At 70.7% G+C, this 14,752-nt stretch carries 13 protein-coding genes; 7 read left to right on the top strand and 6 right to left on the bottom strand.

What is annotated here, in order from left to right:
- Nucleotides 1-82: 82 nt before the first annotated feature.
- Nucleotides 83-3,901: a hypothetical protein gene (locus tag AB0M36_RS32085; protein WP_364165249.1), complete on the bottom strand. Its 3,819-nt coding sequence runs from the start codon at nt 3,899-3,901 to the stop codon at nt 83-85.
- 372 nt (nt 3,902-4,273) lie between these two features.
- On the opposite strand from AB0M36_RS32085, the gene AB0M36_RS32080 reads away from it, so the two are divergent.
- Entirely contained in the window at nt 4,274-5,962 is a 1,689-nt protein-coding gene (locus AB0M36_RS32080) for a choice-of-anchor D domain-containing protein (protein WP_364165246.1), read from the top strand.
- Between the two features lie 40 nt (nt 5,963-6,002).
- On the opposite strand, the gene AB0M36_RS32075 is transcribed toward AB0M36_RS32080, so the two are convergent.
- The 4 genes from AB0M36_RS32075 to AB0M36_RS32060 all read right to left on the bottom strand — a co-directional run bounded on the left by AB0M36_RS32075 (nt 6,003) and on the right by AB0M36_RS32060 (nt 9,078).
- Nucleotides 6,003-6,395 (bottom strand): PAAR domain-containing protein, encoded by a 393-nt coding sequence (locus AB0M36_RS32075; RefSeq protein ID WP_364165243.1) that lies wholly within the window; start codon nt 6,393-6,395, stop codon nt 6,003-6,005.
- Nucleotide 6,396: 1 nt separating this feature from the next.
- Nucleotides 6,397-6,984: a LuxR C-terminal-related transcriptional regulator gene (locus AB0M36_RS32070; protein WP_364165240.1), complete on the bottom strand. Its 588-nt coding sequence runs from the start codon at nt 6,982-6,984 to the stop codon at nt 6,397-6,399.
- Between the two features lie 74 nt (nt 6,985-7,058).
- Nucleotides 7,059-8,393: a hypothetical protein gene (locus tag AB0M36_RS32065; protein ID WP_364165238.1), complete on the bottom strand. Its 1,335-nt coding sequence runs from the start codon at nt 8,391-8,393 to the stop codon at nt 7,059-7,061.
- Nucleotides 8,394-8,481: 88 nt separating this feature from the next.
- Nucleotides 8,482-9,078 (bottom strand): Pvc16 family protein, encoded by a 597-nt coding sequence (locus tag AB0M36_RS32060; protein WP_364165235.1) that lies wholly within the window; start codon nt 9,076-9,078, stop codon nt 8,482-8,484.
- Between the two features lie 165 nt (nt 9,079-9,243).
- Here AB0M36_RS32060 and AB0M36_RS32055 point away from each other — a divergent pair, with 165 nt between their 5' ends.
- The 5 genes from AB0M36_RS32055 to AB0M36_RS32035 are packed head-to-tail and all read left to right on the top strand — an operon-like array spanning nt 9,244 to nt 11,881.
- The gene (locus AB0M36_RS32055) at nt 9,244-10,635 is read left to right on the top strand and encodes a phage tail sheath subtilisin-like domain-containing protein (RefSeq protein WP_364165232.1); all 1,392 of its coding nucleotides are present in this window, start codon (nt 9,244-9,246) and stop codon (nt 10,633-10,635) included.
- On the top strand, nt 10,599-10,808 hold the full coding sequence (locus AB0M36_RS32050) for a hypothetical protein (protein WP_364165230.1): 210 nt from the start codon (nt 10,599-10,601) through the stop codon (nt 10,806-10,808). Before AB0M36_RS32055 ends, AB0M36_RS32050 begins: the two co-directional genes overlap by 37 nt.
- A gap of 32 nt (nt 10,809-10,840) precedes the next feature.
- A complete protein-coding gene (locus AB0M36_RS32045; RefSeq protein ID WP_364165227.1) occupies nt 10,841-11,323 on the top strand; it encodes a phage tail protein in 483 nt (160 codons plus the stop codon).
- Entirely contained in the window at nt 11,310-11,726 is a 417-nt protein-coding gene (locus AB0M36_RS32040) for a hypothetical protein (protein WP_364165224.1), read from the top strand. The genes AB0M36_RS32045 and AB0M36_RS32040 overlap by 14 nt, the downstream gene beginning before the upstream one ends.
- Nucleotides 11,672-11,881, top strand: coding sequence for a DUF6760 family protein (locus AB0M36_RS32035; protein WP_364165221.1), 210 nt, complete (start codon nt 11,672-11,674; stop codon nt 11,879-11,881). The genes AB0M36_RS32040 and AB0M36_RS32035 overlap by 55 nt, the downstream gene beginning before the upstream one ends.
- 120 nt (nt 11,882-12,001) lie before the next feature.
- Here the strand turns inward: AB0M36_RS32035 and AB0M36_RS32030 are convergent, their stop codons facing one another.
- Nucleotides 12,002-12,805 carry a hypothetical protein gene (locus AB0M36_RS32030; protein WP_364165218.1) on the bottom strand — a complete coding sequence of 268 codons (804 nt, stop codon included), beginning with the start codon at nt 12,803-12,805 and terminating at the stop codon, nt 12,002-12,004.
- Between AB0M36_RS32030 and AB0M36_RS32025 the strand changes: the two genes are divergently transcribed.
- Nucleotides 12,788-14,713, top strand: a complete 1,926-nt coding sequence (locus tag AB0M36_RS32025; RefSeq protein WP_364165215.1) for a DUF4157 domain-containing protein — start codon at nt 12,788-12,790, stop codon at nt 14,711-14,713. The genes AB0M36_RS32030 and AB0M36_RS32025 overlap by 18 nt on opposite strands.
- Nucleotides 14,714-14,752 lie beyond the last annotated feature (39 nt).

The following is a 14,752-nucleotide window of genomic DNA, read 5'->3' as shown; positions in this document are numbered from 1 at the left end:
CCGGCCGGACGGTAGAAGGCCCGGGCTTTCACGGCCGTCCGAGATCGGGTCGCGCGGCAGCGACACGTCGCGGCAAAAGACCTTATGGGGTCTCCCGGCAGGTGGTCGGCATCGGTTCTTGGGGAGCGTAGGTGGACCATTCCTTGGCGTTCGGCAGGCCGAAGCGAGTGCAGAGCTCCCGGAGCGGATGTTCATACAGGGCCCTGTCCCACAGGCGGATCGTGTCGTCGGTACTGGTCGTAGCGAGGCGGGTGCCGTCGGGGCTGAACGCCAGATCCGTCACGGGGCCGGAGTGGCCGGTGAGGGGGCCGCCGACGAGTTGGCCGGTGCGGGGATTCCACAGCCGGGCCGTCTCGTCAGCACTGGTGGTGGCAAGCAATGTGCCGTCGGGGCTGAACGCCGCACTCCATACGTCGTCGGTGTGGCCGGTGAGGGGACCACCGACCGGTTGGCCGGTGTGAGGATTCCACAAGCGGATGGTGTCGTCGTAACTGGTGGTGGCGAGCAAGTTTCCGTCGGGGCTGAACGCGACGTCCATCACGAGGCCGGTGTGGCCGGTGAGGGGACCTCCGATCGGTTGGCCGGTGCGGGGATTCCACAGTCGGGCCGTCTGGTCGGCGCTGGCGGAGGCGAGCAGCGTGCTGTCTGGGCTGAACGCGACTCCGTACACCTCGTCGGTGTGGCCGGTGAGGGGTTTTCCGACGGGTTGGCCGGTGTGGGGATCCCACAGCCGGACCGTTCGGTCGGAGCTGGCCGAGGCGAGCAGCGTGCCGTCGGGGCTGAATGCCACACCCAGCACGTGGCCGTGGTGAAGGTCGAGTGGCTTTCCGACAGGTTGGGCGGTAAGGGGGTTCCATAGTCGGACCGTGTGATCGATGCCGCCGGAGGCGACCATCTTGCCGTCGGGGCTGTAGGCCACAGCGAGTACGTCTTCAGTGTGGCCGGTGAGAGGTCTTCCCGCCGGTTGGCCGGTGCGGGAATCCCACAGTCGGGCAGTCTCATCGACGCCGGTGGTGGCGAGCTCTGTGCCGTCGGGACTGAATGCCACATCCGTCACTGGGCCGGCATGGCCGGAGATGGGGCCGTCGATCGGTTGGCCGGTGCGGAGACTCCACAGCCGAACCGTGGAGTCGTCGCTGCCGGTAGCGAGCATTGTGCCGTCGGGGCTGAACGCCACAGCACCCACGTCGTCGGTGTGGCCGGTGAAGGGATCGCCGATCGGTTGGCCGTTGTGGGAGTTCCACAGGCGGACCGTGGCGTCTGAGCCGGTGGTGGCGAGCTTTCTGCCGTCGGGGCTGAACGCGACGGCCAGCACGGGGTCGGTGTGGCCGGTGAGGGGGTCTCCGATCGGTTCGCCGGTGTGGGGGTTCCACAGGCGGGCCGTGGCGTCAGAGCTGGTGGTGGCGAGCATTGTGCCGTCGGGGCTGAACGCCAGGCTCCACACCTCGTCGTTGTGGCCGGTGAGGGGGCTACCCATCGGTTGGCGGGTGCGGGGGTTCCACAGGCGGACCGTGTTGTCGTAGCTGCTGGTGGCGAGCATCGTGCCGTCGGGGCTGAACGCGATGCCCAGCACGGCATCGGTGTGGCCCGTGAGGGGGCCTCCGATCGGTTGGCCGGTGCGGGGGTCCCACAGCCGGATCGTTCGGTCGTAACCGGCGGTGGCGAGCAGCCTGCCGTCGGGGCTGAACGCCACGGCCAGCACGTCGTCGGTGTGGCCGATGAGGGGATCCCCGACCTGCTGGCCGGTGCGGGGATTCCACAGCCGGACCGTGTCGTCGACGCTGGCGGTGGCGAGCAGGGTGCCGTCCGGACCGAACGCCAAGGCCTCGATGGAGTCGGTGTGGCCGGTGAGCGGGTTCCCGACCGGTTGACGGGTGCGGGGGTCCCACAGCCGGATCGTCTGGTCGTAACCGGCGGTGGCGAGCAGCCCGCCGTCGGGGCTGAACGCCACGCCCCGCAGGTCATCGGTGTGGCCGATGAGAGCTTCGCGTTGCTGAGCGAGCATGCCGGTCAGGGCGTCGCGTGCTTCGTCGGTGGGGGCGACCATCCAAGCCGCGCTGGCGAGGCGTCGTGCGGTGATGGGATGACTGAGATTGAGGTTCTGGCTTTGCGCGGCGAGCTGGCGTGACAGGGCCAGATCGTGTTGGCGTTGCGCCCGCGATGCCTGCACCCATGCGGCGACAGCAAGGACGCTGACCACGACGACGACGGCGAGAAGCCCGGCAAGGAGCGTGTGCCGCCGTCGTTGGCGGGTGGTCCGGGCCCGGTCCTGCATGGCGAGGCTCCGGTCCAGGAAGTCTCGCTCCCGGGCGGTGACCGCGTCAGGATTTTCGGTACGCCACTCGCTCGCGCGGGCAAGGCGGGTCCCCCGGTACAGGGCGCTTTCGTCGCGGCCCAGCGACTCCCAATCCGCGGCGGCGTGGGTCAGCAGTCGGTGCAGCCGCAGACCCTCGTAGTCGTCGTCGATCCAGCCGCGCAGCCGCGGCCAGGCCTGCACCAACGCCTCGTGAGTGATCTCCACCGTGTCCTGGGTGACGGTCAGCAGCCGTGCGGTGGCCAGCCGGTCGATCACCGTCGACACGTCAGGATCGTCGTCGTCGAACTCCGCCCGCGTGACGCGGCGCCGGGTGACCAGGGCATCGTCGCCGCTGTCCACCAGCCGTAGCAGGACCCGCCTGGTGGTGCGCTGCCGTGCCGGCCCGAGCGCGGTGTAGATCGCTTCCGCGCTCTGCGCGATGGCACCGTCCACGCCGCCGGCAGCTTCATAGCCGGCCAGCGTCACTGTCGTTCCTCGCCGGCGCTGCCACGCCTGCACCATCGCGTGCGAGGCCAGCGGCAGGGCGCCCGGCCGGTTCGACAGCTGCGCCACGACGGTGGTCACCAACGTGCCCTCGACCCGCAGACCGGCCCGCTCGGCGGGACGAACCAGGGCATCACGCAGCTCCGCTGCGCTCATCGGCCCGACCATCGACTGCGAGTCGCGCAACGCGGTCACGAGATCCGGGTACTGGGCACACCGTGCGTAGAAGTCCGCCCGGATCCCCAACACCACCCGGAGGCGGCTGCCCTGCGAACGCGCGGCGCCCAGCAGTGCGGCGAAGAAGGCTCTGCGCCGGGACTCATCAACGCAGAGGGTGAAGACCTCTTCGAACTGATCCACTACCAGCAGCAGTTCCACGTCGTCCGGTTCGCCGGCCAACGCCTCGCGCACAGCCACGTCCACAGCACCCGGATCGTGCACCAGCTCGGTCGCCAAAGCCGTCGAGCGGTGCATCGCCAGGTTCTTCGCCAGGTCTGTCGCCCCGCCGGGCAGCGATGCGGCCACCGCGCGAGCCAACTCGGCCACCGGGTCGGCGCCCGGTGTCATCAGCGCTGTCGGCCATCCCGTCCCCGACTCCGAGGACAGAGCACCCTCGGTCACCCTGGGCAGCACACCCGCACGCAGCACCGAAGACTTGCCGCTACCCGACGCACCGAACACCGCCAGCACGCGCCGCGATGCCAAGCTGTCGAGGAGCTCGTTCACCAGCCGCTCCCGGCCGAAGAACCAGGCCGCGTCGTCGGGTTCGTAGGAGGCGAGGCCGCGATACGGGGGCTCTGCACCCGCGTTGGTCTTCTCGCCGCCGTCCAGTTCGGCGAGCTCGGCCACGGTTTCCCGCCACCGCTGCTCCCACGCCGCCCGGTCACCGCCGCACGCCTCCACGTAGGCCAGCGCCACCGCGAGGCTGGGTAACTGGCGCCCGGCGGCGGCCACGGACAATGTGGTGACCGAGAAGTGCGCCCGCTGGGCCAGGTCCCGATAGCCGGGCCGGCCCGCGCTCTCCCGCAGATCGCGGAGGCCGGCGGCGAACCGTTGGACCGGACCATCGGTGGGGTCCAACACCCGCTCGCGCCGTGCCACTGCGGTCCCTCCCCTCGGGTGGTGTCGGCCAGTGCCCGCTCGACAACTGCCGAGTGACCGGGCGCCGCGCCGTCGTCTTGACACGGCGGCGAATGCCCAGGTCAGCGGGCCGTGTGCCGCGGACGGGATTGTTCCGTGTTTGTTTGTTCGGTTGTCGCCGCGGACCGAACAATCGCGAGCGATCTTAGTCTGGCCACACGGCGAGCAAGCCACCCAGAGTGTGGGGCGGTCAATGGGGAACGGGGGTGACCGCCCCGCACACGGGTCTGCCGCCGGCGGGTGTGGAGATTGCCCGTACGGGCAGTGTGGATTGCACCCCGGGATGCCCGCTCGGTGTCGGTCAGGCGAGGTACGCCGACTTGACTGCCGGTCATGGTGGAATCGGCGTTCCGTTCGCTTCGCGCTGCGTCGGCGGTGGCCCTGCTGGCCCTGCTGGTGGCCAGCGCTCCCCCGGCGTACGCGGGATTGCGGAAGCCGCCCGAGCCCGCCGCTGGCCCGGCCTTCGAGATCAGCGTGGCGGGTTCGGACGCACTACCGGTCGGGGAACCGGCCGGCGCGGTTCTCGGTCTGACCCCGGGCGGATCGGCCGTGGTCGTCCGGGGCATCACCACCGCCACCATCCCGCCGCGGCCGGACGTGGTGCTGCTCGCCGACACCACCGCCAGCATGCAGGCCGCGTTGAACAACGTCCGGGTCAATGCCGGTCGACTCGTCGAGGACATCAAGACGGCGCAGCCGGACGCCCGCTTTGCGGTCGCTGAGTTTCGCGACATGACCGACGAGTACGCGTTCCTGCTGCGACAGGATCTGACGGCTGACGTCGCGGCCGTGCAGCAGGGCGTCAACGCATGGGCTGCCGAAGGTGGCGGCGACACACCCGAGGCCGGGTTGAACGCGCTGTACGCGATCGCCACCGGCGCGGTCGCGCTGCGGGAGGGGAGCAGCCCGATCGTGGTGATCTTCGGTGATGCCCCCTCGCACAATCCCAGCGGCGGTCATGACCTGGCCAGCACGATCGATGCGCTGATCGCCCGGGGAATCCGGGTGGTGGCGGTGGACATCACCCGGTCCGGTCGGCCCGGTCTGGACGAAAAGGGGCAGTTCACCGAGATCACCGTACGGACCGGCGGCGTGTTGCTGCAGGCAGCCGAACCGGCCGCGGTCGCGAGCGCCATCCTGACCGGCATCCGCGCGATCCAGGCCACCGTCGAAGCCCGGATCACCCGGTGCGACCCGGCGCTCTCGGCCACCGTCTCGCCCGATACAAGTACGGTCGATAGCGGCGCGGCCGTCGACCTCACGTTGTCTGTGGCGGTCGATCCCAAGGCCCGAAACGGGGAGTACGCCTGTGAACTGCAGGTGACTGTCGACGGCGTCGTGGGCGAGCCGGAGCGAATCGCGGTGCGGGTGACCGGGGCCGCGCCGGACGTGCCGGTGCTGCACTCCGACACCACCCTGGTCGACCTCGGCGAGGTGCCCCTCGGCACGGCCGCCCCCGCACGGGCGGTGACCCTGACCAACGTCGGTGACTACCCGTTGACCATCAGCGCCGCGCTCGCGGAGGAGCCGGTGACACCGGCGGTCTTCGCGCTGGACGGTTCCACCTGCGGCGACACGCTCCCGGTGGCGACGTCCTGCGTGGTCAGCGTCGGTGCGACTCCTCAGCAGATCGGCGTCGCCACCTCGGTGCTTCACCTGACCAGCGCCACCGACACCGGTGGGCAGGCCGCGCAGGCGTTGACGCTGACCGTCGCCGGGCGCAGCCCCACCTTGCAGTTCAACCCGGGTGTCGGGCGGCCCGACCAGGTGATCAACGGCCTTGGCCGCGGGTTCCCGCCCGGCGGCACCGTTTCGATCGAGTGGACCAACGGGAGCGGTGCGGTGAGCGTCGTCGCCGACGCGACCGGTGCGTTCGCCGTGCCGATGATGGTCTTCGAGGATGGGATCGCCGGCCCCCGGAGGGCGGTCGCCTCGGTGCCGGGCGTGGGCGAGGTGACCAGCGGATCCTTCCTGGTGCAGACCCCGACCGCCCAACCAGGCGTCTTCACCCGCCGACGCTGAAGCCCGCCGGCACAAGCCCGCCGGCACAAGGCCGCCGGCCTCAGCCGATCAGCACCTGTCCGACAGCGATGACGGTGCTCGTCGGCGCCGGCGCCGGGTCGTTACAGGTGTTCACCTTGTCGCCGTTCCGGGCCGCCGGCTTGCCGTTGATCAGCACCGTAGGACTTCCCACGATGATCGTGCCCTGGTTGTTCGGCGGCGACTGGAAGGGGCCGCCCGTCGGCAGGTGCGGCGGTGCGTTCACCGCGCCGCTGCCCACCACGGCGGCCGGCTTGCCCTCGATCAGGACGTCGGTGCTGCATCCGGTGACGATGGTGCCTACGAACGGCATCGGGGTCGGGGTCGGCACCGGTCCGCCGGGTGACGGCATCATGACGATGTGGATGTCCGTGCCGACGACCTTGTCGCCGAGCTTCGCCGCGGGAACGCCCATGTCAGATCAGTCCCGCGCGGATCGCGTGCGCCACTGCCTGCGTACGGTTGCGAACGCCGAGCTGTTCGGTGATCTCGTGCACGATGTGTTTGATGCTCCGTTCCGAGTAGGACAGTTCCCGGGCGATCGACGCGATGTCGGTGCCCTCGGCGATCATCCGGAGCACGGCGAGCTGGCGTGGCGACAGTGGCAGCAGGGTCAGGCCTCGCGGTGCCAGCACCTCCCGCTGGGTCCGGCCCATCCGGGTCAGCAGCGAGCTGAGCAGGTCGTTGGGGAGCCGCGCCTCGCCGCGTACGGCGGCGCGGACCACGGAGCGCAGCAGGGTGGCGGTGCACTCGTCGCGGCGTAGGAGGTGCAGGCCGCCCGCCTCGATGACGTGCAGCCCGGCGGTGTCGTCGACCTGCTCCACCACCAGCACCGGTCGGGGCGCGGGGGCGGAAGTCACGGCGGCGAGTTGTGCCAGCAGCCAGTCGTCCACGGTGTCGCCGACGATCACCAGTACGTCCGGTGCGACGTCATGGCCGGTCACCACCACCACGGGCTGGTCGCTGTCGGTCTCCTCCGGTGGGATGGTGTCGAGCTGGTCCATCACCCCGGCCTGGGAGAGAGGATCACGAGAGCGCACCGCCGTGAGTACCGGGATCACGCAAGGGCCGGGCGCCGTCATCGGCTGGCGGAGGGGCTCGGCGACGGCGGGACCGGCACGAGCTGGCCGGCGAAGTAGACGGCCGGGGAGCAGGCCGTGGTGCCGGGATTGGCGCACTTGACGGCGATGGTCACCGGCTGCTCGGTGGAGAAACGCAGGGGCTGGACGAAGTGGTAGTCCAGATCCCGGAAGTTGTTCAGCCCGGTCTCCAACAGGACCGCGTCCCCGCGGCGGACCTGCAGGACGCCCGCGTCACCGTACGGATTCTGCAACACGATGTCGGTCACCCAGAGCACCTTCTTGTCGGCCGGCTTGTATTCGGAGAGGGTGAATTGGTCGGAGGTGGTCGGCGACGCCTTGATCGCCACGCGGAAGTCCGTGGCGGTCTTCGGATCGGCGTTCTGCAGGGTCCCGTCCGGGCTGGTGTCCTTGGTGGCGGCGGGCTTCGCCGAGGCGCTGGGCTTCGGCTTCGCGGCGGCGGCTCCGTCGGCGACCGCCTTTTCCACCTTCTCGGCGGTCTGCGCCGCCTCGCTGGCCTGGGTTTTGACCTCGGCCACCTCCTGGCTCAGCTGTTTGGTCTGCACCTCGGCGGCCTGCTTGGCGGTGGACTGCACGGTCGGCTTGAGTACGGCGAACCACAGCGCCACCAGCGCGACGGCCACGGCGACGACGACCAGCGCCACCCGGGGCGACGCGGCGGGCAGCACCGCCCGCTGGACCAGCGTTCCGTCGCTGGTGAGCGGTTCGGCGCCGGGACGGGTGACCGCCACCTGGAACGGCAGGTTGCGGTCGGGACCGAGCAGAAATCGCCGCTTCGGCCGTACCCGCAGCTTGACGAACGTCGCCGTGCCCGGGCGCAGCACCGGTGCGGTCGGCCGTACCCGAAAGCGCAGCAGCCGGTCCGGATCGGCCGGCATGATCTCGACCGTGCTCTCGGTGTTGCCGGTGTTGTCGACCACCAGCTGATGGCGGCCGGTACGGCGGGCCCGCGAGGTCCGGGGCACCAGCTCCGTCGCCAGCTCCACGAAGGGCAGCACGGTGACCGTGCCCTCCTCCACCACCGAGCCGGCCGGATCCTCCTGGCCACGGATCCGTACGCCGAAGACGACGTCGCCGGCCGGCACGCTCGACGAACGCGGCGGAGTGAACGTGACCCGGGCCTCCTGCTCGGTGCCGGGCAGCAGGTTCATCGTCGCCGGTTCGACCCGGGCCCACGGTTCGGCGTCGCCGACCACGTCCAGGGTGAATTGATCGACGACGGACGCGGTGTTGCGCACCCGTACGGTGCAACCGACCTCGTCGCCCGGCGCGACGGTCAGGTCGGTCTCGGCAAGTCCTACAGCGACGCTCATGCCGGGCAGTGTCATCGCCGGCCGGGGCCGGCAGTATCGCGCTCGAGGAACACCAAGGGGCAGCCATGGCTTCCTTATCGGGCAGCCGTCAGCTCGCCTCGCTGATCCCCCGTCCGGGACGCCGCGCGGCCGGCAGTCGGCCACTGCTGTTGACGCTGACCTCGCGCGGCGGCGGCGCCAGGTCCGTCAACGTCTCGGGCACCACCGGGACCAGCAGTTGCAGGTGCAGGCCCGTCCGCATGACCCCTCCGGGCAGCACCCGTGCGCCGTCGGCCTCGCCGTCGCGCCTCGGCGCACTGCGCACCATCACCGGCTGACCCACCTGGGCCAGGGCGCCGGTCAGGAATCCGGTGGGCACGGCCGTGCAGCCCGCGCAGCCGACCAGCAAATTGCCGAGCAGCCGGTGTTCCCGTTCGACGTCCGCCGCCCACGCGGTCAGCAGGTAGCTGAAGCGGTAGCGCCGGCCCGGCGGACGGCGGCCCACCAGCTGGCCGTCGGCGTCGCGGAACTCTTCCCAGGTCGCCGAGACGCCCGTGGAGTCCTCCTCGATCTCCAGCAGGAACGCCGAGACCCGGTCGCCTTCCAGGTGCGCGCAGCGGTCCGGCGGGTCGAAGACGACCGGCACGTCGGCCGGCAGGTAGTGGCCCAGCCAGGCACGGATCGACAGATCGACATCCCAAATCATCCGCTCATCCTGCCGTCCGGGCGCCCGGACGCGCCCCCGGCGGCGGGGCAGGCCGGATGCCCTTCGGTGCAGAACTGCCTGCCCCGGTAGCGGGCCGGCGGGCAGCTTGCCGGGCGTCCGCGCCTCGGCATGCTCGCCGCATCACATCGTCGTACTGGAGGTTCGATGCCGACGTATCTGTCGCCGGGCGTTTACGTGGAGGAGGCTTCCTCCGGATCGAGGCCGATCGAGGCCGTCGGCACCGCCGTCGCCGCCTTCGTCGGCTTCGCCGAGAAGGGCCCGGTCGACGAGCCCACGCTGATCACGAACTGGACGCAGTACACCCGTACCTTCGGTGGCTTCGTGGCCGGGGCTTTCCTGCCGCTGTCGGTCTATGGCTACTTCCTCAACGGCGGCGGTTCCGCGTACGTCGTCAGGGTGGGTGGGTCCGTGGCCGCCGGTGACGGCGCCGCGACCGGGACCGGAGATGGGTTTGCGTCGGCGGCCCTTCCGGCGGCCGGCGACAACGGCCGGCTCTCCTTCACCGTCCGGTCCGCGCTGCCCGGCCGGGCAGGGCAGGACATCTCCGTCGAGGTGGCGGACGCTTCCGAGGGCGGCGAGGAGGCGTTCAAGCTCGTCGTCAAGCAGGCCGGCAAGCCGGTCGAGACGCTCGACAACCTGACCACCAAGCGTGGCGCCGGCAACGTGATCACCGCCGTACGCCAGCAGTCGAAGCTGATCCAGATCGAGGAGGTCAAGGGCGCGACCCTGGCCCCGCCCCGACGCGGCGCCGAGATCACCCTCGCCGCGCCCGCGCTGCCGGCCACCACGACCAACGGCGACCTTCGGGTACGCGCCGAGGACTACGTCGGCGACGTCAGCGACCGGACCGGCTTCGCCGGGCTGGAGGCGATCGAAGACATCACCATGCTGTGCGTGCCCGACCTGGCGGCCGCCCACCAGCGCGGCGCCATCGACGACGAGGCGTTCAAGGCCGTCCAGCTCGCGATGATCGCGCACTGTGAGCTGATGGGCGACCGGGTGGCCATCCTCGACCCGCCTCCCGGGCTGCACCCGCAGCGCCTCAAGGAATGGCGGATGGACGTCGCCGGGTACGACTCCAAGTACGCGACGCTCTACTGGCCCTGGGTGAAGGTGATGGACCCGGCGCAGGGTCGGGCGATCTTCATGCCGCCTAGCGGCCACGTCGCCGGCGTATGGGCCCGCAACGACGACACCCGAGGCGTCCACAAGGCGCCCGCGAACGAGATCATCCGGGGTGCGCTCGCCCTGGAGAGCGGGCTGACCAAGGGCGAGCACGACCAGCTCAACCCGGTCGGCGTCAATTGCATCCGGGCTTTCCCGGGACAGGGCATCCGGATCTGGGGCGCCCGTACGCTCTCGAGCGACGCCGAATGGCGCTATCTCAACGTGCGCCGGCTGTTCAACTGGGTGGAGAAGTCCATTCTCCTCGGCACCAACTGGTGGTCTTCGAGCCCAACGACCCCCGGCTCTGGGACACCGTCAACCGGGTCATCACGATGTTCCTTCGCCGGGTCTGGCGCAGCGGAGCTCTGATGGGCAACACCTGGTCGGAGGCGTTCTTCGTCAAATGCGACGCGGAGAACAACCCGCCCGAGAACCTCGACGCCGGAATCCTCACGGTGGACATCGGCATCGCACCGGTCAAGCCGGCCGAATTCGTGGTGTTCCGCCTCTCCCAGCTCTCCCAGGGCTCGGGCGAGAACTGACCTGAACGACAACAAGACGACAAAGGACGAACATGGCCGGTCAGGGAACGCAGGACGGAAAAAAGAGCACCGAGATCATCAGCGCCGCCGTCTTCCGGCTGGAGGTGATCGGCATGGAACCGATCAACTTCGCCGAGCTGGTGGGAATCAGCAGCGAGGTCGAGAACGCCGAATACATGGCCGCCGGCTCCACCGGCGCGGTCTTCTCGCGGCACTTCGGGCGGACCAAGCCGCCGACGATCACCCTGAAGCGGGGGCTCGACCTCAACGGCGAACTCTGGCTGTGGCACCAGAAGGTCCGCAACCTGATGTACGACGCGTACAAGGACGCCGCGCTGAAGCTCTACGGGCCCGGCGACGACCTGAACGGCGCCGCTCGGGTCACCTACATGATGTCCAACGCCTGGCCGTCGAAGGTGGAGGTCAGCGGCGTCAAGGCCGGTGCGACCGACATCGTCTACCAGACCGTCACGCTGATGTGCGACGACCTGTTCGACGCCAATGCCAAGATTTAGCCTCGCCGAGCCCGCCGCCGGTCCGGCGGCGGGCCTGCGCACCGAGTACCCGTTCGTGCTGCCTCGCGGCCTGGTCGACGACCGGGGCTCGGTGCACACCGAAGGGATCATGCGGCTCGCCACCGGCCGCGACGAGATCAACCCCCAAGGCGATCCACGGGTACGGCAGAATCCCGCGTTTCTCACCGTGCTGCTGCTGGCCCAGACGGTCACCCGGATCGGGGCGGTGCGGGCGGTCGACACCGCCGTGATCGAGCGGCTGTTCGCCTCGGATCTGGCCTTCCTCCAGGACCTCTACCGCCGGATCAACCAGCAGGGCCACACCGAGGCGGAGGTCGCCTGCCCACAGTGCGGCACGGAATTCGCGGTGGACGTGGCCGGGTCCCCGCCGGGGGGATCCTGACGTACGCGCCAGAACGGCTCTGGGAGGAAGTCGCGTACGTCGCCAACCACCTCCACTGGTCCTTCGACAGCATCCTCGATCTCGAACACCCGCACCGGGCCCGACTGCTCGCCGAGATCGGCAGACTCCGCCGCGCCACCGCACCAGCACTGTGAAGAAGGTGGAACATGATCTGGCCGTTCGGGCCCCGTCAGCCGTCCCGGTCACGTCGCCGGCCCACGGCCGAGGTGCCCCCACCGGTGCCCTCGCGGCGGGACTGGACCCGAGCGGAGGCCCTACCGCTGACGGTGGTCCCGCTGACGGCCATGGTCACCGTCACCGCACCTCAGGTAGTGGGAAGTGAGCCCTTGCCGGCGCAGCCCTCTGCCTTGGACCGCGGCGCGGCACCCCGCGGACTGGTCTCGGGGCTTGCCACGCTTGCCCGCGTCATCACCGGGAAGGCAGCGCCGACCAGTGCGGTAGACCTCGGCACGGTGCCGGAGACGGTCCGACCGCAACATCGTCGGGTGCTGCGCGCGGTGCCCACCCGGGCCGAGGCCCGGACCCCACTGACCGAGGCCGGCGGCGATCTGGCCGGCCCACCCCGGCCGGCCGGGGATGCCGTTGCGTTCCCGGCCGCTTTTGGCGGGCAGCTCCACCCGGCAGCTGCCGTAGGTGACCCGTTCTCTAGGACGGGTGGCGTCGGTGACCCATTTTCCGCGGCGGGTGACCTGCCGCCTCCGGCGGGTGAGGTCGGTGACCTGCCTTCTTCGGCGGGTGTTGTTGGCGACCCGCTTGCTCCGATGGATGCCGTTGCTCCTGGTGCGGAGCTCGGCGAGGAGGAAGACGCCACTGCGGCCGCGACGGTTGCCCAGTTCGCCATTGCCGGGTTGCCCACGGCCCAGGTCTGGCCGCCGCCCGGATTCGAGGATGTCTTCCGAGCTGCGCAGGTCACTCGAGCTGCGGAGGCCGGCCGAGCTGCGGAGGCCGGCCGAGCTGCGGACCCAGCTCGAGCAGCGCAGACCTCCCGGGCGCCGACCGGACCGGGCCCGGCCGGGCCACCCGACCCGGGCGAAACGGCGGTGCGGCGCGGTGCGCATTCCCCGGCGGCGTCTCCGGATCGTCCTGGCCAAACCAATCGGCACACCACACCGCCCGAGGCCGCTGCGGTGCGTCCGGTCGAAGTGGTCTCTGCCGGTCCACGGCGTGTCGCCCGACCTCCAAAGACCAGCTCCGCAGATTCCCGACCCGCGGAGGCCCCGCCAGCAGCTTCTCCGGTCGCGGCCGCGCTTGATGTTCCAAGTAGCCCTACAGAGCCGGCCCCTCCCGGATCCGCTTCTTCTCCGCTTGCCGGGTTTCTGATCCGGCGTTCCGAGACATCGGCCGAGCCGACGGAGCCGGCCGCATCTCCGACGCCGGGACCTGCCGTCGCGCCGGAGCCAGCGGTGACCTTCGAGCCGACCGTCGCCCCAGAACCGCAGGGCACTCCAGGGCCAATCGCGCCACCGGTCGAGGGCGCATCGCCACCGGCCGAGGGCGCATCGCCGCCGGCCGAGGGCGCATCGGCATCGGTCGAGGGTGCGGCGGCATCGGCATCGGCATCGGCTGAGGGTGCGCAGGCGGCGGTCGAAGGCGCATCGGCAACGGCAGAGGGTGCGGCGGCATCGGTCGAGGCTGTGCCGCCATCGGTTGAGGGTGTGCCGCCATCGGTTGAGGGCGCGGCGACAAAAGTCGGCAGTGCGGCGGGATCGGTTGAGGGCGCGGCGACAAATGTCGGCGGTGCGGCGGGATCGGTTGAGGGCGTGCCGGATGAGTTAGGTCGGCTGGCGTCCGTGCCGTTGGTTTACCGCGCGGTCTTGCCGGATCTTCCCCCACGGTTACCCCTCACCCCCGCCCCAACCCCCGCACCCCCCGCGGCCGCGCGTGCTCTGCCGGTTGTCGGCTTCGAGGCACCGGTTTCGGTTCCCACCGCGCTGGTGGAGGGGTTCCGCCAGCGTTACGGCGTCGACGTCTCCAACGTTCCCGTGTGGTCCGGCCCCGCCGCCACCGAGGTGGTGCGGCGGGCCGGCGCCCGGGCCGTCACGCGTGGCGGCGAGATACTCGTGCCGGACTCGATCGGTCCCCTCGACGCGCCCCGGGCCCAGGCCCTGCTCGCCCACGAACTTGCTCACGTCGTGCAGCAGCGGACGCTCGGCACCCCGCCTGGGGAGTCGACCGCCGCCGGACGCGACCTGGAGGCACGTGCTCTCGCGGCCGAGTTCGCCTTTGGTGGTGCTTCTCCCGACGACCTGACCTCGTCAGCCCCGCCGGTGTCCCTGCTGGACAGTGCGACTGGTGGTCTTCCCGGCAACTGGGGGGTCACGCCCGGTGGCGGGCTGACCTGGCGGGCATCGGCCGGCGCCGGGCCACCGGCCGGCCCGGCCATCCACCCGATGCAGCAGGCGCCGCAGGACACCCCGATTCAGCAGGCGCCGCAGGACACCCCGATTCAGCAGGCGCCGCAGGGCACCCCGATTCAGCGGGCGCCGCACGACACCTCCGCGGACACGCTGCACGACCTACGGGAGCTGCTCCAGGCCGAACACGGCGGGTTTGGCCCCACCGATCAACGATCAAACCCCGCGTCACCCCCGGTCCACGACGCCGGATCCGTCCAGGACGTCGGATCGGTTTCGCCTCCCGGGGCTGCTCCAGCAACCGCCCCGGCGTTCTTGACCGAGGGGCAGGACCGCCGCCTCGCCGAGGTGCGGAGCGCGGTGGAGCGACTCCGAACCGAGCTGCGGTCGATGGCTGACCGCGAGCAGGCCACCCTGTCCCGGCTCGACAACGACACCAAGCGGTTGCGGTCCTGGGTACGCGACCAGGTGCCCGACCGCGTGGTCAGCCTGGAACGGCCGGAGGACCTGGAGGAGCTTGCCGGGCGGCTCTACGGGCGGCTCCGCGGCCGGCTCCGGCAGGAGTTGCTGGTCGACCGCGAGCGATCGGGACGACTGACCACGTTCCGCTGAGGCCGGACACACGTCATAGCCCGGGGTTTCACGCCCCGG

This window comes from Actinoplanes sp. NPDC051346, assembly GCF_040682215.1.
Taxonomy (GTDB): domain Bacteria; phylum Actinomycetota; class Actinomycetes; order Mycobacteriales; family Micromonosporaceae; genus Actinoplanes.
The sequence above is the reverse complement of the archived record's forward strand: the minus strand, read 5'-3'. Positions and strand labels throughout refer to the sequence as shown.

Coding starts and splice junctions, on each gene's coding strand:
- AB0M36_RS32080 (WP_364165246.1), top strand. CDS start 4,274: ATGGTGGAATCGGCGTTCCGTTCGCTTCGCGCTGCGTCGGCGGTGGCC.
- AB0M36_RS32075 (WP_364165243.1), bottom strand. CDS start 6,395: ATGGGCGTTCCCGCGGCGAAGCTCGGCGACAAGGTCGTCGGCACGGAC.
- AB0M36_RS32070 (WP_364165240.1), bottom strand. CDS start 6,984: ATGGACCAGCTCGACACCATCCCACCGGAGGAGACCGACAGCGACCAG.
- AB0M36_RS32065 (WP_364165238.1), bottom strand. CDS start 8,393: ATGAGCGTCGCTGTAGGACTTGCCGAGACCGACCTGACCGTCGCGCCG.
- AB0M36_RS32060 (WP_364165235.1), bottom strand. CDS start 9,078: ATGATTTGGGATGTCGATCTGTCGATCCGTGCCTGGCTGGGCCACTAC.
- AB0M36_RS32055 (WP_364165232.1), top strand. CDS start 9,244: ATGCCGACGTATCTGTCGCCGGGCGTTTACGTGGAGGAGGCTTCCTCC.
- AB0M36_RS32050 (WP_364165230.1), top strand. CDS start 10,599: ATGTTCCTTCGCCGGGTCTGGCGCAGCGGAGCTCTGATGGGCAACACC.
- AB0M36_RS32045 (WP_364165227.1), top strand. CDS start 10,841: ATGGCCGGTCAGGGAACGCAGGACGGAAAAAAGAGCACCGAGATCATC.
- AB0M36_RS32040 (WP_364165224.1), top strand. CDS start 11,310: ATGCCAAGATTTAGCCTCGCCGAGCCCGCCGCCGGTCCGGCGGCGGGC.
- AB0M36_RS32030 (WP_364165218.1), bottom strand. CDS start 12,805: ATGCGCACCGCGCCGCACCGCCGTTTCGCCCGGGTCGGGTGGCCCGGC.